At 34.3% G+C, this 493-nt stretch carries 1 protein-coding gene; it reads right to left on the minus strand.

Going from position 1 to position 493, the window contains the following annotated elements; translation table 11 throughout:
* Nucleotides 1-20 precede the first annotated feature (20 nt).
* Nucleotides 21-449, minus strand: coding sequence for a Mu transposase C-terminal domain-containing protein (locus tag RAD16_RS40770; RefSeq protein WP_010784094.1), 429 nt, complete (start codon nt 447-449; stop codon nt 21-23).
* Between the last annotated feature and the right edge of the window lie 44 nt (nt 450-493).

A 493-nucleotide genomic window follows, 5' to 3' on the forward strand; every position in this document is an offset into this window, starting at 1 on the left:
TCTCAATAAACTGCTTGTTCTCACTCATTATAGTACCTCTTTAATTTTGACTTTTTTTGTTTGGGATTTTTTTGTAATTCTTTCTTTTTTTCACCGATTAAAAGATCTACAGCACTTGGTGAATGTATTTTCTCTTGCAACGTGCGTTGACGTTTGTTTCTAGCTGAAACTAGTTCGTTAAGATCCACAGAGTAATTAGATAGTTCCGGAGAAATCCCATTACACAAATACTTATTTTCATAATAGATACGGATTTCTACAAGATCGGCAGGATTGTATCTGATAAGAACATATTCGCCAACATAAGCCACAAGGTTTGGATTTGTGTAACGAATACCTTGAAAATGAACGCCATCTGGGTGAACTTTTCTGGTCTTTGCCACTTCTAATAATAATAAGTCCAACATTTCTAAGTTTTCAGGCATATTAGGTAAAAAAATTTGATTCATTCCACTTATAGATGGGTGCCATTTTTATGGACGAATGTTCTCGG

It is taken from the genome of Bradyrhizobium sp. 18BD (genome assembly GCF_054185225.1).

Bases quoted from the DNA above. Each gene is read 5' to 3' on its own strand.
- RAD16_RS40770 (WP_010784094.1), bottom strand. From the start codon at position 449: ATGAATCAAATTTTTTTACCTAATATGCCTGAAAACTTAGAAATGTTG.